The sequence below is a fragment of the Enterococcus sp. 3C7_DIV0644 genome (genome assembly GCF_002141235.1).
In the GTDB taxonomy this organism is placed as follows: Bacteria; Bacillota; Bacilli; order Lactobacillales; family Enterococcaceae; genus Enterococcus_D; species Enterococcus_D entomosocium.
This window is the reverse complement of sequence record NZ_NGLK01000001.1, coordinates 796,412-814,629: the sequence shown is the minus strand read 5'-3', so window position 1 is coordinate 814,629 and position 18,218 is coordinate 796,412. Positions and strand designations below refer to the sequence as shown.

The 18,218-nt window shown below is 44.0% G+C and carries 20 protein-coding genes; 12 read left to right on the top strand and 8 right to left on the bottom strand.

Going from position 1 to position 18,218, the window contains the following annotated elements:
* Nucleotides 1-47: 47 nt before the first annotated feature.
* Nucleotides 48-1,310, top strand: coding sequence for a PTS sugar transporter subunit IIC (locus tag A5877_RS03830; RefSeq protein ID WP_086316406.1), 1,263 nt, complete (start codon nt 48-50; stop codon nt 1,308-1,310).
* A gap of 56 nt (nt 1,311-1,366) precedes the next feature.
* On the opposite strand, the gene A5877_RS03825 is transcribed toward A5877_RS03830, so the two are convergent.
* From A5877_RS03825 to A5877_RS03815, 3 genes are read right to left on the bottom strand one after another with little or no spacing between them, the layout of a single operon-like run.
* Entirely contained in the window at nt 1,367-1,771 is a 405-nt protein-coding gene (locus A5877_RS03825) for an arsenic metallochaperone ArsD family protein (RefSeq protein WP_086317419.1), read from the bottom strand.
* A 50-nt stretch (nt 1,772-1,821) separates the two neighbouring features.
* Entirely contained in the window at nt 1,822-2,799 is a 978-nt protein-coding gene (locus tag A5877_RS03820; protein ID WP_086316405.1) for an ABC transporter substrate-binding protein, read from the bottom strand.
* A complete protein-coding gene (locus A5877_RS03815) occupies nt 2,796-3,548 on the bottom strand; it encodes a polysaccharide deacetylase family protein (RefSeq protein ID WP_176257005.1) in 753 nt (250 codons plus the stop codon). The genes A5877_RS03820 and A5877_RS03815 overlap by 4 nt, the downstream gene beginning before the upstream one ends.
* Nucleotides 3,549-3,644: 96 nt before the next feature.
* On the opposite strand from A5877_RS03815, the gene A5877_RS03810 reads away from it, so the two are divergent.
* The 10 genes from A5877_RS03810 (at nt 3,645) to A5877_RS03765 (ending at nt 14,129) form a co-directional block, all read left to right on the top strand.
* Nucleotides 3,645-4,364: an ABC transporter ATP-binding protein gene (locus A5877_RS03810; RefSeq protein WP_228100732.1), complete on the top strand. Its 720-nt coding sequence runs from the start codon at nt 3,645-3,647 to the stop codon at nt 4,362-4,364.
* Complete coding sequence (locus A5877_RS03805; RefSeq protein ID WP_008379042.1) at nt 4,361-5,095, top strand: ABC transporter permease; 735 nt, start codon at nt 4,361-4,363, stop codon at nt 5,093-5,095. Before A5877_RS03810 ends, A5877_RS03805 begins: the two co-directional genes overlap by 4 nt.
* Before the next feature lie 113 nt (nt 5,096-5,208).
* Nucleotides 5,209-5,442, top strand: a complete 234-nt coding sequence (locus A5877_RS03800) for a DUF1858 domain-containing protein (RefSeq protein ID WP_008379040.1) — start codon at nt 5,209-5,211, stop codon at nt 5,440-5,442.
* Nucleotides 5,439-6,752, top strand: coding sequence for a DUF438 domain-containing protein (locus A5877_RS03795; RefSeq protein WP_086316402.1), 1,314 nt, complete (start codon nt 5,439-5,441; stop codon nt 6,750-6,752). Before A5877_RS03800 ends, A5877_RS03795 begins: the two co-directional genes overlap by 4 nt.
* 214 nt (nt 6,753-6,966) lie before the next feature.
* Nucleotides 6,967-7,788, top strand: a complete 822-nt coding sequence (locus A5877_RS03790) for a PRD domain-containing protein (protein ID WP_010747748.1) — start codon at nt 6,967-6,969, stop codon at nt 7,786-7,788.
* A 111-nt stretch (nt 7,789-7,899) separates the two neighbouring features.
* A complete protein-coding gene (locus A5877_RS03785; RefSeq protein WP_086316401.1) occupies nt 7,900-9,834 on the top strand; it encodes a beta-glucoside-specific PTS transporter subunit IIABC in 1,935 nt (644 codons plus the stop codon).
* A gap of 13 nt (nt 9,835-9,847) precedes the next feature.
* Nucleotides 9,848-11,335 carry a sulfatase-like hydrolase/transferase gene (locus tag A5877_RS03780; protein ID WP_086316400.1) on the top strand — a complete coding sequence of 496 codons (1,488 nt, stop codon included), beginning with the start codon at nt 9,848-9,850 and terminating at the stop codon, nt 11,333-11,335.
* Nucleotides 11,336-11,364: 29 nt separating this feature from the next.
* Nucleotides 11,365-12,477, top strand: coding sequence for an SPASM domain-containing protein (locus tag A5877_RS03775; protein WP_034872326.1), 1,113 nt, complete (start codon nt 11,365-11,367; stop codon nt 12,475-12,477).
* The gene (locus A5877_RS03770; RefSeq protein ID WP_016613609.1) at nt 12,474-13,250 is read left to right on the top strand and encodes a sulfite exporter TauE/SafE family protein; all 777 of its coding nucleotides are present in this window, start codon (nt 12,474-12,476) and stop codon (nt 13,248-13,250) included. The genes A5877_RS03775 and A5877_RS03770 overlap by 4 nt, the downstream gene beginning before the upstream one ends.
* 15 nt (nt 13,251-13,265) lie before the next feature.
* The gene (locus tag A5877_RS03765; RefSeq protein ID WP_086316399.1) at nt 13,266-14,129 is read left to right on the top strand and encodes a formylglycine-generating enzyme family protein; all 864 of its coding nucleotides are present in this window, start codon (nt 13,266-13,268) and stop codon (nt 14,127-14,129) included.
* A gap of 51 nt (nt 14,130-14,180) precedes the next feature.
* Here the strand turns inward: A5877_RS03765 and A5877_RS03760 are convergent, their stop codons facing one another.
* The 4 genes from A5877_RS03760 to A5877_RS03745 form a co-directional block, all read right to left on the bottom strand.
* On the bottom strand, nt 14,181-15,023 hold the full coding sequence (locus A5877_RS03760) for a hypothetical protein (RefSeq protein WP_086297254.1): 843 nt from the start codon (nt 15,021-15,023) through the stop codon (nt 14,181-14,183).
* Between the two features lie 181 nt (nt 15,024-15,204).
* The gene (locus tag A5877_RS03755) at nt 15,205-15,420 is read right to left on the bottom strand and encodes a DUF378 domain-containing protein (protein WP_008379021.1); all 216 of its coding nucleotides are present in this window, start codon (nt 15,418-15,420) and stop codon (nt 15,205-15,207) included.
* Nucleotides 15,421-15,448: 28 nt separating this feature from the next.
* A complete protein-coding gene (locus A5877_RS03750) occupies nt 15,449-15,793 on the bottom strand; it encodes a YrhK family protein (RefSeq protein ID WP_086297251.1) in 345 nt (114 codons plus the stop codon).
* A gap of 19 nt (nt 15,794-15,812) precedes the next feature.
* On the bottom strand, nt 15,813-16,946 hold the full coding sequence (locus A5877_RS03745; RefSeq protein ID WP_086317417.1) for an alcohol dehydrogenase catalytic domain-containing protein: 1,134 nt from the start codon (nt 16,944-16,946) through the stop codon (nt 15,813-15,815).
* 288 nt (nt 16,947-17,234) lie between these two features.
* Here A5877_RS03745 and A5877_RS03740 point away from each other — a divergent pair, with 288 nt between their 5' ends.
* A complete protein-coding gene (locus A5877_RS03740; protein WP_005234711.1) occupies nt 17,235-17,519 on the top strand; it encodes a hypothetical protein in 285 nt (94 codons plus the stop codon).
* A 70-nt stretch (nt 17,520-17,589) separates the two neighbouring features.
* Here the strand turns inward: A5877_RS03740 and A5877_RS03735 are convergent, their stop codons facing one another.
* Nucleotides 17,590-18,093, bottom strand: coding sequence for an isochorismatase family cysteine hydrolase (locus A5877_RS03735; protein ID WP_086297248.1), 504 nt, complete (start codon nt 18,091-18,093; stop codon nt 17,590-17,592).
* Nucleotides 18,094-18,218: the final 125 nt, after the last annotated feature.

Below are 18,218 nucleotides of genomic sequence, written 5' to 3'. Positions count from 1 at the left end.
ATGCTACTCTTATTAAAAAAGCGAGATATTTAGTAGGAGGAGACAGGATGAATCGGTTGATTGAAGGGTTTCAGGAAAATTTTGCACCAAGATTGGTTAGGATCAGTGAAAATCGATTTTTAGTTGCCGTACGTAACGGAGTCGCCGTTACGATGCCGCTGACGATTATCGGCAGTCTCTTTTTGATTTTAGCCAATCTGCCTTTTCCCGGCTGGACCGAGTTTGTCGGGGAGTTTGGCATCAAACTAGGCGCCGCCAGCAATTTTACATTTGGGATTTTGGGACTGGCCGCTTGTATCGGGATCGCCTACTATTTGGCGGCTTCGTATGAGATCGATCGGATCGGTTCTGTCGTGTTGGCAGTCTGCGCGTTTTTGCTGCTGCAGGCGGGGGAAGAATGGACGATCGATCCAGCTTCTTTGGGGGCGTCTGGTCTGTTTACAGGAATCGTCACAGCGATTGCGACAGTAGTGATCCATCGCTTTTTTCTCAAGCACCGCTTAGTGATTCGGATGCCAGCAGAAGTGCCGCCCGCAGTTGCCAAGAGTTTTTCGGTCTTGCTTCCCGGAGCTGCCATCATCACTGGTGCCTGGGTGATTCGGGTCTTGTTGGAATTTAATGTCAATCAATTCGTGCAAGCCATCTTTTCACCGCTGGCAGTTGGTCTAAACACATTGTCTGGGATGCTGTTGTATACCTTTTTGATTTTGTTGCTTTGGTGTTTAGGGATTCATGGCAGCAATGTGATGGGGAGTATCGGCGATCCGATTTTTCTAGCTTTATTAGCAGCCAATACCGAAGCCTACACTGCAGGCGAACCGTTACCGAACATTTTTGCAGGCGGGTTTTATATCATGTTTTTGTGCTATGGAGGCACTGGTTCAACACTGGGGCTGATCATCAACATGTTAGTTTCAAAGAAAAAAGCCTATCGTTCCCTAGGGAAGATGGCTTTGCCCTCTGCTATTTTTTGTATCAATGAGCCAATCATTTTTGGGTTTCCGATCGTGATGAACCCTATTATGATGATTCCTTTCATCCTGACACCCCTTGTATTATGTGTCGGAACGTATTTCTTGTCGGTCACCAATGTCATTGGGCGAATCATGTTCAATCCACCGTGGACCACACCGCCCTTTATCAATACTTACCTTGCAACCGGCGGCAATATCCCTGCTGTTCTTTGGAGTATCGCTTCCTTACTGATTAGTGTGGCGATCTACTATCCATTCTTTAAAATCAGCGAACGAAGTTTAACGGAAGAAGAAAAAGGCGTTACCGACGCAGTTGCCGCGAAGGGGGAGAACTAAACGCTTATGATTGGCACGTGGTGCGTTGTTTTGTCTGGCAAAGAAAACAGTGGCTGCTACTCATCAAATTGCACAGTGATCCCAGATTTCGTCAATTGTTCCCATTCACGGATCGTTGGCAAGCGACCTTGGCAAAATAGCTGATCGTCGACATAAACGAGTGGCAGACAGCTGCGGCCATTGCTTGCTAATTGCTGCTTGACGGCTTGATTCGTATGAAAAGGGGCAGGATCTTCTGTAAAGAAGTATTCGTCGATCGTTAAAGGTTCGTTATGGAATGTTTGATGAGCCTGGGTCCTTTCTTCATTTATTTTTAACTGGTGAGTCAAGTGTGCTTCCCAAGTATCTTCTTTCTGGTCGGCATAAACAGCGATCGTTGGCATTAAATCAAATCCTTTCATGGCAGCTGATTTGTCAAAAGTATACCTGAATTTCTTGCCACGAGCAAAAAAGAGTGTCAAAAAGAAGTGAAAAGACAAAAAAGACGCATTTGCGTCTTTTTTGTTGTTTCTTATTCGTCAGCGGGTAAAAAATCGAAATTGGTCAACTCGTTGTAGGAATATGCTTGGTCGATTTGTCCTTTGTCTTTCGTCCAAGCAATGATCGCGTCGTATTGCTCTTGCGGTACAGCTTGGGCATAAGGATAGTCTTCCTGGCTGTCTAAGTAAGTACTCATAGCATCTGGAAATTGATAGTCTGCCAAGATGTCGGCATAGTCTGTTGCTGAATGAGCATTCATGTAATCGATGGCTTCGTTGTAAGCAGTGTAGAATGCTTTTAGGTCTTGCGGTCGATTTTGGATGACTTCGTCCATAAATTGCAGCGTCCCGCCTTTGATGCCAGCATCTTTAGAGCTGCCTAAAACAATCGCCCCTTGGGCAGCCAACATGCTGGCTTGCGGTTCCGTATAAACAGCGCCATCGACTTGGTCATTGAGCAATGCTTCGGAACGGGCAGAAAAAGAAGCGATATCCACGATGTCATAAGTAAAATCATTTTCTTGTGCAAATTGATCCATGATGTATTCTAAAATGAAATTCGGTACAAGGGTGATTTTTTTATCCGCTAACCCTTTCATCTCAGTAATCCCTGAATTCGGTGAAGCGAGAATCTTGAAGTTTTCCAAAATATCAGAAGTGATCGTCATATCGATGCCGTTTTGCTTGAAGGTCGCTTCTGTCATGACATCGCTGATGGTACCATCCAGCTCGCCTGCCTGCACCGCCACATTGCGGTCATTCGGGGAAGTGAAGGATTTGAGTTCCACAGTCAATCCTTGCTTTTCGAAAAAGCCTTCTTCTTTTGCTAGAATGATCGGAATCGCTGATTCTGCTGGTAACACCCCGATCGTCAATGTTTGATCCGTTACCGCAGCTTCTGTACTGCTAGTGCTGGAATTGCTGGTACTTGCTGTTTCGCCAGTGTTGCCGCATGCGGCAGCGCCAACAGCGAATAGTGCTAGGATACTTGCTAAAATCGTTTTTTTCATTGGTTCATTTCCTCGTTTCTAAATCGTTGTTCAAAAGCAGCCATTGGTAGTGAGAACGGGATGACTGCCCGATGGAGTTCCATTGGCTTGGTTTTTGTCGTATTGATGCCTGGTTTGGTTGTAAATGCCAGAACAAAGCCTTCATTTTCTAGTGTTGCGATCGTCTGCTGATCATAAAAGCCAAAGGGATAGGCAAAAACATCCTTGATGGCCACGTGCTGATTGCAGCTTCGTAAGTCTTGCGCAAAGGCTGCCGGTGTTTCCCACATTGACCGCCCTTGCTGGTTCTTGCGTTCGTGAAAATGAGCGGTATGATTGGCATATTCGAAGACATCGCTCATTTCGGCTAATTCGGCACTGCTCAATGTCCGCGAAACTTCTGGTTCGTAAGGCTGAGGGGCATCAAAAAGCCAGCCGGTCACGACAAAGGCAGTGGCCTTGAAACCAGCTTCCTTCAACAGTGGGTAGGCATATTCTTTCATTGATTGATAACAGTCGTCAAAGGTCAGCAACACGGATTTTTCTGGTAGCGGCTGCTGCCGGAAATAAAAATCTTTGACTTCTGCAAGGGTCAACGTATGGTAATTTTCTGCTTTCAAAAAGTCGATTTGTTGTTTAAAATGAGAAGTGCTATTGAATAAGGGCAGAGGCAAGGCATCTTGATAGCCGTCTGCGACTTTGATCGGGCGCACCTGATCATAAAGTTCTGCTTCGGGACGTATTTCATGAAATACGAGGGTCTGAAACATCATAAACCATCCTTTCTTGTCAATCACGCAAAAAATAGTATAGCATAAAATGTGAAAACCAACACAAATAATTTTAAGAAAGAAGTTTATTCTCTGATGAGTATTCGATTCGATTCCGTTTCCTTTACGTATGGGGAAACCGTCATTTTTAAGGATCTTTCGTTTTGTTTTGAACAAGGAACGACCTATGTGCTGCTGGGAGAATCGGGGATTGGCAAAAGCACGCTTTTATCCTTGATCAAAGGGTTGCAGCGACCGCAATCAGGCACGATCACTTACCAAGGCTGTTCCCCTGACAACATCGAGGTCGTTTTCCAAGAACTGCATTTGTTTCCTTGGCAAACAGTTTACCAAGCACTGGAAATGCCGCTGCTTATCAATCAAACACCCAGTGAGAGCCGTAAAAAACGGGTCACAAGCTGTTTGGCGGAGTTGGGATTGACGCAGGTGCAGGACCGCTATCCACATCAGCTTAGCGGCGGTCAAAAACAGCGGGCTGCCATGGGGCGGGGACTGATCACACAGCCCGATGTTTTATTATTGGATGAGCCGACTGCTTCACTGGACCAAGAAACCAAAGCAAACGCACAAGCCATGATCGCTGCTCAACAGCAGCGCAGACAAAACAGCTTAATCGTGGTGACCCACGATCCTGAAGAGGCAGTGTTTTTGGGGCAGACGATTTTGTTGCTAAAAGATCAGGACGTTACGCCGATCAGTAATCCATTTTACGGCAGCCAGCTGGAACGAGACTCGTTGGCTTTTTATGAAGTCGTCTTGCAGTTGAAAGAACAAATGAGGGAGGCGAGGCAATGAAACCCATCAAATCTTTTGCTTGGGGCTTCTGTTCGTTTGTCGTGGTTTGGTGGGGCGTAAGCTGGGTGACCAACAATCGCTCACTGCCTAATCCTTTAGAAACGGCCGAACGTTTTTGGGCACTGCGAGAAGTCTTACTGATCCACACAGGTGCCAGTTTGCTGCGGGTATTTGCGGCGTTGAGTGGGGCGTTGCTAGTCGGGGTGCCGTTAGGAATCTTGATTGGGCGATCCCAAAGAGTGGATCGGCTGCTTGGTCCACTGCTTTACTTTTTATATCCGATTCCTAAAGTTGCGTTTTTACCTGTCTTTATGATTTTCTTTGGCTTAGGCAATCTCTCAAAAATTCTCTTGATTTTTGCGGTGATCGTCATTCAAGTGATCGTCTCGATTCGTGATGCAGTCACGAAGATCCCACCAGCGTATTTTCAGGTCATGAAAAATTATACCAACCAATGGCACCATGTCTTGCGCTTCGTTATTTTGCCCGCGCTTATGCCAGCACTTTTTGCCAGTGTGCGGGTCAGTATCGGGATCGCGTTGGCTTCCCTCTTTTTTGCCGAAAACTATAACACGACGTATGGTGTCGGCTATCTGATCTTAAGTGCGTGGTCAAAAATGGACTACCCACAAATGCTTTCGGGTATCCTCCTGATTGCTTTGATGGGCTATCTGCTTTTTGCCAGTATCGATTGGTTGGAAAAAGTGGTGTGCCGTTACCGACAATCTTAGAAAAGAATGATCGATTGATAAATGTTTACGGCAGTTCGTGTATTTTTGAACAAAATGATTTATACTAAGGATATCTTATTGAGAATCATTCTCACTGAAAGGAAGACCTTACTATGAAAGAAATCGATCTGTCAAAAACGCTCTATGAACTTGTGGCACAATACCCTGAAATACAAGAAATCATGAGTAAAATAGGGTTTACGGCGATCAATCAACCAGGGATGCTACAAACTGCTGGACGTTACATGACGATTCCCAAAGGGGCTCAGATGAAGAAGATCCCCTTGGAAAGGGTTTGTCTCGCTTTCGAAAAACAAGGGTTTCTTGTGAAAGGAGCGACGAAATGAAAACTAACAGTCAAAGACAAGAACGGATCGTCGAAATACTGAGTTTGCTTCACCAAGGCGGTTCCTTTGAAGAAGCTAAACGCTTGTTTAACGAAGAATTTGATGGTGTGGATGTGACGGAGATCACTGCTGCTGAAAAAGCTTTGATCCAAACGGGGTTGGACCCTTCTGAGATTCAGCGTTTGTGCAATATTCATGCTGCTGTTTTTAAAGGATCGATCAATGAGATCCATCACTCCAATGAAGAATATGGGCAACCAGGCCATCCTGTGCATACTCTGAAATTGGAGAACCAAGTCCTGCAATCCTTGTTGACCGATGAGATCGATAGCCTCTTAGCTAAAATAAAAACCGGTGATTGGACGCCTAAAAAGCGTCTAAAAGCTGCCTGCAATGATTTAATGCAGATCGACAAACATTATGCGCGAAAAGAAACGTTGATTTTTTCTTACATGGAGAAGTACGGCATCACTGCACCGCCAAAAGTGATGTGGGGTGTCGATGATAATATTCGGGTCATGATCAAAGCGCTCAATGAGCTTTTGGCTTCCGAAAAAACTGCCTATAATCCGATTGCTGTCCAATGGGAAGCGGTCAAAAACGAAATCGAAGAGATGATTTTCAAAGAAGAAGAAATCATGGTGCCAATGACGCTGGATGTCTTCAGTCTTAAAGATTGGGAACAAATTGCGGCTGACAGTTTAGACATCGGCTTTGCCTTTATTCCAGAACCGCTTCCTTGGAAACCGAGCCAAGAAGCTCTTGAAAAGGAACAGGCGGCAGAACCCGCAAGGCAGGCGGCGATCAAACAATCCCAAGAAACAACCGCCGGCATCGCAGCCGGTTTAGGATTCGATGAATTTCAAGTCATAGAAACGGAAAATTCGCCGCAAATTGCTGAACAGCCGACCCTCTCATTGCCTACTGGTAATTTGCAATTTGAACAATTGGTGGCGATTTTTCAAACGTTGCCAGTGGACTTGACCTTTGTAGATAGTGAAGAGCGGGTGCGCTTTTATTCAGAAGGCAAGAGTCGCGTCTTTCCACGAACGAATTCGGTTTTAGGCCGTGAAGTCGTCAACTGCCATCCACCGAAAAGCATGCATCTCGTGCAGCAGATTTTGGATGATTTTCGAGCGGGCACACGGGAGACTGCTGAATTTTGGATCGATATGCGAGGCCGTAAAATCTATATTCGCTATTTTGCATTAAAAAACGAAGCGGGCATCTATTTAGGTTGTCTAGAAGTCACGCAAGACATTACGGAGATCCAAAAAATCGAAGGGCAAAGCCGTTTGCTGGATCAGTGAACAGTTTGGAGAAAGGCTGATCTGCGTCTATTTGAAACGAAGCAAAAAAAGAAAAATCAATAAAACGCTTGCAACGTTTCTAGAAAAATAGTATAGTAAAGGCAATCAAATGGGTAGTTACTGATAATGCAGGCTATACCTTTTTACGTGTGTATGGATCCTACACATGTATTAAGGTATCGCCTTTTTTCATTTTAAGGAGGTGAGAAGCGTCTTGAAGATCAAAAAAATCTTAAACAACAATGCAGTTTTGGTCGGACAAGATGGCAAAGATTTTATCTGGATCGGTACCGGCCTTGGCTTCAAAATGAAACCAGGACAAACCGCCGATGAATCAAAAATTGAAAAAGTGTTTGTGCTTCATAAGAAATCCTCTGATCGTTTGATGGAATTGCTAGAGAACATTCCAATCCAATATGCGTCTCTTGCGGATGATATTATCCGTTATGGAAAGCAAGTCATTTCCTACCAATTAAGTGATTCCATTTACATCTCTTTGACGGATCACATCTATAATTTGATTCGCTTGAAAGAAGAAGGGATCAGCATCAACAATCGCTTGACTTGGGAAATCAAGCGTTTCTATCCCAACGAGTATGCAGTAGGAGAGCATGCGGTTCGATTGATTGAAAGCAAAACGCAATTCTCCCTAAATGAGGCAGAGATCAGTAATATCGCCATGCATTTTATTAATGCGCAAATCAATGACGATTCAGAGAAGATGGAAGATATCGAATTGCTGACACAAAAAATCAAAGACATTATTTCACTTATTCGTATTCACAATCGTGTGCACATTGATGAGAATAGTTTAGCTTTCGATCGCTTCGTCACCCATTTGAGATTCTTTTTTAAACGGATTGAAAACAAGGAAATCGTTGAAGGCGTCGGGAATCCTCTGTTAGTCCACGTGATTGATAAATATCCTAAAGCCTATGAAACCACCCGTTTGATTGGCGAATATTTAAATAAAACATTATATGACGATGAACAATTGTATTTAACGCTTCATGTACAAAAATTGATCGATCAATAATTCAAGGTGTTACTGGTAAAGCAGGCAAGACTTGACAAGGCTACAAGAAATGTAGTGTTGTTTGGTCTTGCCTTTTTTATTGGTTGTATAGTAGAGAAAGGAATGAATGAGATGCAATACCAAGAATTGAATGAACAAATTTTAAAGAATATCGGCGGAAAAGAAAACATTGCTGGATTGACGCATTGTATTACCCGTCTTCGGTTTAAACTTAAAGATGAATCAAAAGCCCAGACCCAAACGATCAAAAATTTGCCGGGGGTTGTCACCGTCGTCCAAAGTGGGGGACAATATCAAGTAGTTATCGGAAATCACGTAGCAGAAGTTTATAAAGAATTTACGGACATGATCGATATGAATACGGAAGAAACTTCTGGACAAGAGGAAGAACCAAAAGGGATTTTAAACCGATTTATCGATATTGTCGCTGGTATTTTTACGCCGATCATCAATGTCTTGATGGCAGCAGGGATGATCAAAGGGTTACTTGCTTTATTGACAACATTTGAAGTGCTGGATAAAGCATCAGGGACGTATTTGATTTTAAATGCGACAGGGGATGGATTGTTTTATTTCTTCCCACTCTTTCTAGGGTACACTGCTTCGAAAAAATTTGGGGGTAAACCCTTTATCGGAATGGCGATCGGGGCAGCATTGGTTTATCCGACGATCGTAGCAGCAAATGGCGGAAGCGAAGCGATGTATACCTTATTTGCAGGTTCTGTCTTAGAATCTCCAATCTATATTACTTTTCTTGGAATCCCTGTTATATTGATGAGCTATACTTCAAGCGTGATTCCGATTATTGCAGCTACTTATTTGGCATCAAAACTAGAAGCTTTCTTTTCTTTATTGATTCCACGAGCAGTGCGGAGTTTCTTTGTTTCTTTTCTGACCTTGATCATCACAGTTCCCTTAGTCTTTCTAATCGTTGGACCGATTACTACTTGGGCAGGATTATTATTAGGGCAAGCATTGTCAGCTGCTTACGAATTTAGTCCGATTATCGCTGGTATTGTTATTGGGGGATTTTGGCAAGTCTTCATTATGTTTGGCCTGCATTGGGGTTTTGTGCCGATCGCTTTGAACAACTATGCCACACTAGGGTACGATGTCGTGATGATGGCTGGTCTGGCAACTCCCGTGGCGATGGCGGGAGTCACCCTCGCAATCTTTTTGAAAACTAGAAACAAAAAATTAAAAGAAATCGCCTTCCCTGCTTTTCTTTCGGCTATCTTTGGTATCACGGAGCCGGCACTGTATGGGGTAACCTTACCTAGGAAAAAAGCATTTTATACTACCTCCATCGCAGTCGCTGTTGCCGGAGGAATCATGGGATTGTTCAAAACGAGAGTCTACATCAACGGCGGGACAGGTATTTTCGCTTTACCACGATTTATTCACCCAGAAAATGGCATTGATAATAGCTTTATCGGGTTTGCCATAGCTAGTGCCGTTGCCTTTGCATTAGGATTTTTGATCACGTTCTTTTATGCCTATGATCCTAAAAGCGATGATGAACCAGCTAGTGAAGGCACCGAGGAAAAAAACGTGGAGCCATCGACACTGAATCATGAACTTGGACAAACTGTTCTCTATGATTTGGCAACACCGGTTAGAGGAACGATCATCCCACTAAAAGAAGTAAAAGACGAAGCGTTTTCCAGCGGATTGTTAGGGAAAGGATTAGCTGTCATTCCGTCAGAAGGAAAGGTCTACGCACCAGCAGATGGAATCGTTTCAACACTTTTTCCGACAAATCATGCAGTGGGAATCACGACCGCAGATGGCGTTGAAGTTCTGATTCATGTAGGGATGGATACAGTGAATTTGAAAGGACAGTATTTCCAGCCAGCAGTTGCCCAAGGAGACTCAGTAACGAAGGGACAATTACTTTTGAGTTTTGATAAAGACGCATTGGAAAAAGAAGGCTATTCCATCGTGACACCGATTATTATTTCAAACACGGCGGATTACCTAGATATTGTTGAAACAGACAAACAAGATGTTGACAAACAAGATACCTTATTAACGGTCATCGGTTAGGAGGAAAGACAAGTTGAAAAAAAATATCTTTTTATTCGTAGCAGATCAGATGAGAAATGACGCACTCGCACATATGGGGAATCCCGCATCAATCACCCCTAACTTTGATGAACTGGCAGAAGAAGGGGTTTCATTTGAAAATGCCTACTGCCAAAACCCCGTCTGTGTGCCTTCTAGAAATAGTTTTCTGACGGGTTTTTATCCACATGTCAATGGGCATCGAACGATGCACTATTTGCAAAGAGAAGATGAACCCAATATTTTGAAAGAAATGAAGAATCAAGGCTATGAAGTCATCTGGATCGGCAGAAATGATGTGGTTCCGGGAGATAAACCAAAAACAGACTATTGTGATGAATATTATGACGGTGTGGTAGACGAAAACACTCGGGATGCACAAAACAGTGAAGTCAATCATTCCGCCGATATGAACGAAGCCAGTAAACAGCTATACGACCAGATGCTTTCAGGAGATACGTATTATTCATTTTATATGGGAAAATTACCAGATAGTGAGGGTTATGGCAAAACGGATTGGAATTGTGTGAAAAAGGCGTTGGACTATCTTGAACGTCGCAGTCAGGAAAAGACAGACAAACCATTTTTCGTTTATTGTACGATCTCATTCCCACATCCACCCTATGCTTGCGAAGATCCATGGTATTCGAGTATTGATCGTCAGAAACTGCCGAAACGCCGACCGAACATCAAAGATATTCCTAACAAAGCCTCAATGCTGTATGGCATCAATGAGAAACAGAATTTGAACGGTTGGACAGAAGAGCGCTTTGATGAATTACGCGCCACCTATTTAGCAATGGTTTCGCGCTTTGATCATCAACTGGGCATGATCAAAGAGAAGCTGCGTGAAACAGGCTTTTATGATGAGACAAACCTCATTGTTTTCAGTGATCATGGGGACTATACTGGTGACTACACGATCACTGAAAAAGTCCAAAACTGTTTTGAAGAGCCGATCACGAATGTCCCATTGGTCATCAAACCTGCTGAAACGATTGAAAGTGTGCCGCGAATCACCAAAGCACAAGCGGAACTGCTAGATTTACCAGCAACGATCGCCGAAATGGCTGAGTTTGATCTTTCCTATACACAATTTGGAAAATCCTTGGTTCCTGTGATCAAAGGAGCCGAAGAGCACAAAGATGCTGTTTTTTGCGAAGGCGGACGCACTCATGGGGAGACACAAGCGATGGAGCTGGGGCATGGACCGAAATCTCCGTATTGGCCGCGGCTTGCGACACAGTATAGCGAAGGTCCGGAACATACAAAAGCAGTTATGTGCAAGATGGGAAACTATAAATATGTGATGCGTCTTTATGAGCATGACGAACTATATGATTTGGAAAAAGACCCGATGGAAATCAAGAATTTGGCGCTAGAAAAAGCATACGCCGAAATTGTCGAGAAAATGAAACAACGCGTTACTCGTTTTTATATGGAAACGACTGATTTTGTTCCGATGAAACGCGACAAACGCTAAAAAAGTAAAAAAAGAATCGAGGCCTCCACATGAAACATATCTCCGTATTGATCAAGCCAGCATCCTCTCTTTGCAATCTGCGCTGCACCTATTGCTTTTATGCCAACGTCAGTTCCTTGCGCGAAGTGCGTTCCTTTGGCAAAATGAAAGAGGATGTAATGGAAAAGATGATTGCAAACATCTATGCAGACTTAGAAGCTGGCGATCATTTGACGTTGGCATTTCAAGGCGGAGAGCCGACGATGGCAGGGCTGAGTTATTTTAGAAAACTAACGGCTTATGTTGCGGCGCAAAAAAAGCGAGTGACAGTACACTATGCGATCCAGACCAACGGCATGGTGATCAATGATAAATGGTGTCGTTTTTTGAAAGAGCATCGCTTTTTAGTCGGGCTGTCGATCGATGGGCATCCGCTTGCTCACGATCGGCATCGATTAGACGCCAAAGGGCGGGGGACCTTTGCGCGGGTTTTGCAGACCAAGCGATTATTGGACGCCTATCAGATTGAGTACAATGTCTTGTGCGTGTTGACTAATCCCTTAGCAAAGGAAGCCCAGCGTGTGTTTGATTTTCTCAAGGAAGAGCAGATTGCATTTGTGCAGTTCATTCCTTGTTTGGCTGATTTGGATGCCACATCAACCAACAACTATGCCTTGACACCAAGAAGCTTTGCGCACTTTTATCAGCAGCTATTGGCGTTTTGGCTGCAGGAATTGACACAAGGGCGCTACTTAAGTATCAAGCTGTTCGATGATTTACTGAATCTATTGGTGCGGCAGCAAGTAACTGCCTGTGGGATTCTAGGCAACTGCCAAGTGCAGTATGTGATCGAAGCCGACGGCAGTGTCTATCCTTGTGACTTCTATGTATTAGATGAGTTTCGCATGGGCTATATCCAAGAGCAAACCTTGCGGGAATTGTTTTCTCAAGACTGTTCGCAGCAGTTTTTGTGCCAGAAAAAAGACATGCCTTCGAAGTGTACGCAATGTCCTTTCCAAAAAATGTGCCGAGGAGGCTGTAAACGAATGAAAGATGCAATGTACGTGGATAGTGAGGGGTTTTGCGGCTATCAGGAGCTGTTAAAAGACTTCACACCCAGAATCAATGTGATATTGGGGCTGTTGCAAGGGGTGAGACAATGATCGGACTGATTTATTTTCTCGTGATCGTCTTAGCAAATACCGTAGGGGCAGTTTCGGGCATGGGGGGCGGCGTGCTGATCAAACCGATTTTCGATTTTATCGGCGCCCATTCTGTTGCTGCGATCTCTTTTTACTCGGCGACAGCTGTCTTCACGATGTCTATCGTTTCGACAGCTAGACAATTAGCCAGTGGACGGAAAATCAATTGGTCGATTGCCTTGTGGGTTTCTGGTGGTGCTGTGTTAGGCGGTGTTTTAGGCAATGTTGCCTTTGAACAGCTATTGCTGGTTTTTCGAGACGACAAGATGGTTCAGCTGATCCAAATCCTTGTGACCGTGCTGACACTATTGTTCGCTTTTTTGTATACAAAATATAACTGGCGCGGGTTTGCGTTGGAAAAAGTCGGCTGGTATGCAGCTTGTGGCTTGATTCTCGGTTTTCTAGCCAGTTTGCTGGGGATCGGCGGCGGACCCATCAATGTTTCTTTATTGATGTTGCTGTTTGCCATGCCGATCAAAGAGGCGACGATTTATTCAATTTGTACGATTTTTTTCTCGCAGCTGGCAAAAATTTTGACGATCGCTTTTTCGACAGGTTTTGGTGCGTATGATCTGCAAATTTTGTGGTTTGTTATTCCAGCCGCGATCGTGGGAGGACTATTAGGCGCCAAGGCCAGCAACGTCCTGTCACCGCAGCGAGTGACACTGGTATTTCAAACTGTGATCGTGCTGGTGTTACTGATCAATCTGTACAATGGCTATCAATTATTGTAAAAAGGAGGCAAACAGATGGCCACGATTCCAGCAGGAACTTATCGAATCGGCACGAATACGATGGACGGCTTTGCCGAGGATCTTGAGGGACCGCAAATCAGCCTCGACAGCCCAGCATTTGCCATTGATGCCACGACGGTGACGAACCAAGCTTTCCAAGTTTTTGTGGAAGCAACAGGATATGTCACAGAAGCCGAGCGCTTTGGCTGGTCGTTCGTTTTTCACTATTTTTTAAGTGAGCAAACGAAACACCGCAGTCAAAAGATACCGAATATGGCTTGGTGGTACGCGGTTAGCGGCGCAGATTGGCGTCATCCTGAAGGACCTGATTCAACGATTGCCCAGCGGATGGATCACCCAGTGGTTCAGGTGTCTCGCAACGATGCGATCGCCTATTGCCAATGGGCAAAAAAACGCCTCCCGACAGAAGCAGAGTGGGAGATCGCTGCAAAAGGCGGGACAAGTTTTGAAAAATATCCTTGGGGAAGGGAATTTTTGGCAGAAAATACCTATCATTGCAATATTTGGCAAGGAGAGTTTCCAAAAAGCAACACGCGAGCAGATGGCTTTGCCAATACAGCGCCAGCGAAATGGTATGAGCCCAACGGCTTTGGTATGTATCAAGTGATCGGCAACGTCTGGGAATGGTGCGTCAATCCTGCCCGCATCCCGTTGACGCAGTTTCAACAACAGACGGGACAAACCTTTTGGATAAGGAATCAAACACAAGATGATCAAATGTATGCGACTCGCGGCGGTTCATTTTTGTGCCATGAATCCTATTGCAAACGATACCGAATTGCCGCTAGAAATGGTAATTCTGGGATGTCGGCAGCCAATAATTTAGGGTTTCGGTGTGTCAAAGACTTGGATCAGTAAACCGATAAAAGCAAAAGCGGCACCTATTCACGGGGATAGGTGCCGCTTGTTTTATTGCCATTCGGATTGATAATTTCCTTTGAGATCATAGACATAATTGATCTCGGTTCGATTACGAATCCCATTTAAACCAACGGTCCAAGTCCATTCACCTTGGAAGCCGTTTAAAATGACGATGCTGACACCAGGAACATAGTGATCTAGCTGAGCTGCTCGCGCCTCAGAATCCTTGATGATCTTGGGAATGACGCCCCAGTCGATGACATCAAAGGCAATGGTATCTTCCATCGAAAGCTCGATCGTATCGTCGTCTTTTTTCCATTTGGTCAACAGATTTTCTGGGTAATACCAATACTCGTCTTGTAGGCCTGTGTTTGGATTGATCACTCGCGCAACTGCATAAATGCCGCTTTTTAGCGGGACATTTCGGATGTGAAAACTATAGCTGACCAGTTGCAGCTCTTTGTCCTTGAATGAAGATTGATTTGGCAGCGCCGCCATAATTTCTTTGGCACTGGTTTCTTCTCGAAAGAGTTGGCGGTCTACAGGTAAAAAGGTGGAAACTACGCCAATACAAAAGAGAATCGCTGGTAGCAAGAGCAATGAGAATAACCAGTAAAATGGCGATTTTTTGTGTTTTTTGAGGCCGATGATCAGACCGATCAGAAAGACCAGCAGGATCCCTGCTACCCAAAAGTAGGGGAACAAACGAATGATCTGATGCCTGGTTTCAACGACTTGGTATTCATTCAGACCAAACCAGTTTTCCGCGATGGTGAGGTTATTTAAAACAATGATTCCGCCAATAATACTTAAAATAAATAAGAAAATCAATAGCAAAAGCATCCGACCGAGTATCCGACGTATCAGCGAGGGTCTAGTAGGTGGGGTCATGAGTCACGTCCTTTTTGTTTTTTCGAAAATAGTAGGTTAAATATAAGAGTAGTACAACTGGTGTTTTTTTTCAATGATTGTAGACAAAAAAACTGCATCCACAGATGCGACCTCAAAAAGTTAGACCAAAAATCTAACTTTTTTGGGGTCAGGACATCGCAGATGCAGGTTTTATTTTCATTTAGTCGAGGGTTTGTTGGCGGGCGATAGCTGGAAAGAATTTCAGGCTATACAATGCACTGATCCCAACTAGAATATAAATGACGCGGGCAATGATCGACGTGCTGCCGCCGGTGATCGCTGCGACAAGGTCAAACTCGAAGGCGCCGACCAGCAGCCAATTGATACCGCCGATGATCAATAAGGTCAGTGCGATCCCATCAAATGTTTTTAACATAGGAAACTCCTCTCTAGTTGTCGTCCCATCAACTTTCATCGTCGGTGATGGTGACATCTTTTTCTTTCTCGCCGTCTTGATTGCGCTCATTATAAATATAGACATGGCGAACGATTTTAATCAGCGGGCGAATGGTCAAAAAGACTCCGCCGATCAAATAGGCGATCGTTCCGTATATCGCAGGCAAACTAGTTAATGAAACGATACTCCCGAAAATATAAAACAAGCCCGTCAAAATATCATTCGTAAGTGAGATCAACATGTAGCGATTTTGAAAGTAGATGCGAAAGCGACTTGCCTTGATGATCACATCTTCTTCTTTTCCCGGATCGAATTGATGTTCACTCCGTTTGATTTTTGGCATAGGTGCCATCACTGCTCCTTTATTTGTGCTAAGGTTTCAAGACAACTTTGATGTTCTTGTCTTCTTTTTTGTCAAAAATCTCATACGCTTTGGCAGCATCTGCTAAAGGCATCGTGTGGGTGATGATCTGTGACGGGTCAAACAAACCGTCCGCAATCATGTCATAAATTTTTGGCATCAAATGGATCACAGGTGCTTGCCCGTGTTTGACATCGATGTTGCGCATAAAGAATTCTTGCAATGGATAAGAAGAAGCTGGTGTCATGTAAACACCAGTGATTTGGACGGTACCAAATTTTTTGACTGCTTTGGCGGCCATCTGGATCGGTGAGATCGTTCCACTTTGCAAGCTGACTAGGTTTTTGGCTTTTTCTTTGACGGGTTCTAAACCATCCATCCCAACACAGTCGATGATCACATCAGCGCCACCTTTGGTCAGCTCATACAATTCATCGGCACTAGTAGCCAGATCATCCAATTGGAATGTTTCGACTTGATTGTAGCTGCTGGCTTTTTCTAAGCGATGAGCAACAGGGTCCACGGCAATCACCCGCTTAGCGCCTGCCATCACAGCAAATTTTTGCGCAAACAAGCCAACTGGTCCTGAGCCTAAGACGATCACGGTATCATCTTTTTTGACGCCGGCATTTTGGACGCTCCAATATGCTGTAGGTAAGATATCAGATAAAAACAATACTTTTTCATCAGGGATCGTTGATTCAGGTACGATAAACGAGGTGAAATCTGCGAACGGTACGCGCAAGAATTCGGCTTGACCACCCCAGTGGTTGCCGTTCATTTTTCCAAAACCGAATAAGCCGCCATACAATGTATCTTCTGAAGAATTGTCGCATTGACTTTCCATCTCATTTTGACAAAAGTGGCAGTGACCGCAACCGATATTGAAAGGGATGACGACGCGGTCGCCTTTTTTTAGTTTCTGTATTTGACTGCCGACTTCTTCGACAATACCCATTGGTTCGTGACCAACGACATAGCCTTCTTCCAAAACCGAGCCGCCATGGTGGTAAAGGTGGAGATCAGAGCCGCAGATTGCAGTTGCGGTGATTCGGATGATCGCATCCGTCGGTTCTAAAATCGGTGGATCTTCTACACGGCGAACGTCCATTTTTTGATTTCCTTGCCAGGTTACTGCTTGCATCATTTTTCCTCCTTGTTTGTTCAGATAAGTTCGGACAATCACTAATTTTTCCAACAACATGTTTTTACTTTTCAGTAACAGATAAGTTAATTCTGCAAGGATTTTAACGATTTGACAACGAAAACGCTCAAAACGGTTGATTAGGATTTTTCTTCATCAATGGTTTAAAAAAAGAAAAACAGATGATTTGCTAAAAAAGTGAAAGCGTGACACTATTAAAGTGAAGCATGCATGTGTTACGAGTATCTACTGGAACCTGCATCAACCAGTGACAAGAAATGAGGAGGGATGATCATGGATCTAACGATTCGAGGAAAAGCTTCCTGCACCAATTGCAATGAAAACTTTGATGGGAAGCTAGTCGTTCATTTACAAGAAGACAGCGAGGGGCAATTAACCATGGTACCACCGTTGGAAACGAATGAATTGGCAGAAGATGAAATCGCTATTCATTATACTTACGGGGAAGTGAAGGAAGCCATCGAAGGAACCTTCGTATGTCCAAACTGTCAGACAGAAAATGAGGTTCGGATTGAAATTCCGACCGAGCTATTAGATGGCTCAATGAATTGAATGAATAATTAAATTGAAAAAGCTCTCTGTTCCTTGAACAGGGAGCTTTCGTTATTTATTGGTCATTGGTTTATTTTGTTCCATCAATGATTTGGACATTGAAGTCTCGTAAGATGTCGAGTCCTTGCGACTCGTGATTTTTACCGGCGACTAATGTTTTATTGATGGTGAAATCAGCGTCAGGAAAGGCGCTTTGGATCTCGATCGTATTGGAAAGGACGCAGATGTTGGTTTCAACACCGGTGATTTCGATTTTCTTTTCTTCTTCAGGCTTAAATAGATTTTTCTTGATGTCGATCAAGACTTCAGGTGGAATACTGTAATAGTATTTCTTGACGACTTTTTCATTTTCGAGAGGCTTAAGTTCTGGGATAAGCTGCAGGGCAGCGGCTTCTTCATCAGACGTTCCTTTGACTTCGATTGGGATGTCGCGGGTGTGTAAGATGTACTCCCCATTCGCCCGCGCTTGTTCTAGGCGCTTGGCGATTCGTTTGACGAGAGCGGCGCTATCTGGCACATACGCTTCGTTCTCTTCATCGAGAATTTGGTTTTGCATATCGACAATGACTAGCATGTGGTTACTCCCTTTCTATAAACATCGTTTTTCAAATGATCTAACGAGAGGTTGAAAAATAGGTGCTATTTCTATGATGCCCCACTTTTTTTAAATTTTCAAAGAAAACGCTCTTCTTATCGTGA

Coding starts and splice junctions, on each gene's coding strand:
- A5877_RS03830 (WP_086316406.1), top strand. CDS start 48: ATGAATCGGTTGATTGAAGGGTTTCAGGAAAATTTTGCACCAAGATTG.
- A5877_RS03820 (WP_086316405.1), bottom strand. CDS start 2,799: ATGAAAAAAACGATTTTAGCAAGTATCCTAGCACTATTCGCTGTTGGC.
- A5877_RS03815 (WP_176257005.1), bottom strand. CDS start 3,548: ATGTTTCAGACCCTCGTATTTCATGAAATACGTCCCGAAGCAGAACTT.
- A5877_RS03810 (WP_228100732.1), top strand. CDS start 3,645: ATGAGTATTCGATTCGATTCCGTTTCCTTTACGTATGGGGAAACCGTC.
- A5877_RS03805 (WP_008379042.1), top strand. CDS start 4,361: ATGAAACCCATCAAATCTTTTGCTTGGGGCTTCTGTTCGTTTGTCGTG.
- A5877_RS03800 (WP_008379040.1), top strand. CDS start 5,209: ATGAAAGAAATCGATCTGTCAAAAACGCTCTATGAACTTGTGGCACAA.
- A5877_RS03795 (WP_086316402.1), top strand. CDS start 5,439: ATGAAAACTAACAGTCAAAGACAAGAACGGATCGTCGAAATACTGAGT.
- A5877_RS03785 (WP_086316401.1), top strand. CDS start 7,900: ATGCAATACCAAGAATTGAATGAACAAATTTTAAAGAATATCGGCGGA.
- A5877_RS03775 (WP_034872326.1), top strand. CDS start 11,365: ATGAAACATATCTCCGTATTGATCAAGCCAGCATCCTCTCTTTGCAAT.
- A5877_RS03770 (WP_016613609.1), top strand. CDS start 12,474: ATGATCGGACTGATTTATTTTCTCGTGATCGTCTTAGCAAATACCGTA.
- A5877_RS03765 (WP_086316399.1), top strand. CDS start 13,266: ATGGCCACGATTCCAGCAGGAACTTATCGAATCGGCACGAATACGATG.
- A5877_RS03760 (WP_086297254.1), bottom strand. CDS start 15,023: ATGACCCCACCTACTAGACCCTCGCTGATACGTCGGATACTCGGTCGG.
- A5877_RS03755 (WP_008379021.1), bottom strand. CDS start 15,420: ATGTTAAAAACATTTGATGGGATCGCACTGACCTTATTGATCATCGGC.
- A5877_RS03750 (WP_086297251.1), bottom strand. CDS start 15,793: ATGGCACCTATGCCAAAAATCAAACGGAGTGAACATCAATTCGATCCG.
- A5877_RS03745 (WP_086317417.1), bottom strand. CDS start 16,946: ATGCAAGCAGTAACCTGGCAAGGAAATCAAAAAATGGACGTTCGCCGT.
- A5877_RS03740 (WP_005234711.1), top strand. CDS start 17,235: ATGATCATGGATCTAACGATTCGAGGAAAAGCTTCCTGCACCAATTGC.
- A5877_RS03735 (WP_086297248.1), bottom strand. CDS start 18,093: ATGCTAGTCATTGTCGATATGCAAAACCAAATTCTCGATGAAGAGAAC.